This window comes from Chryseobacterium sp. SIMBA_029 (assembly GCF_046535275.1).
Classification (GTDB): domain Bacteria; phylum Bacteroidota; class Bacteroidia; order Flavobacteriales; family Weeksellaceae; genus Chryseobacterium.
In genome coordinates this window covers 1-245 of sequence record NZ_JAWRXA010000708.1, presented here as the reverse complement: position 1 = coordinate 245, position 245 = coordinate 1, and the positions used below count along the sequence as shown (strand labels likewise).

General features: G+C 61.6%; 1 protein-coding gene. It reads right to left on the bottom strand.

The genetic code is table 11. The annotated features are described in order from the left end of the window. Positions 1-245: LysR substrate-binding domain-containing protein (locus tag SB679_RS25780; RefSeq protein WP_410705215.1), on the bottom strand; the 245-nt coding region annotated here is incomplete at both ends.

Below are 245 nucleotides of genomic sequence, written 5' to 3'. Positions count from 1 at the left end.
GTGACGATGTTGTGGTCGTACACATGGCCGCGTACCAGGCCGACTTCGATCGCGCCTTCCTTGAGTGCCGCAATCTGCTGGGAGATGGTCATCTCCTGCAAACTGACATCGGAGTCCGGTGCAAGCGATTTGAACAGGCGCAGCGTGTTCGGCAGAAAGCAGTAGATCGCGGTATAGATGGACCCGACAATCAGATGCGCCCGTGCGCCGCGTCCCGACGCGCGCACCGCGGCGATAGCGGCCGA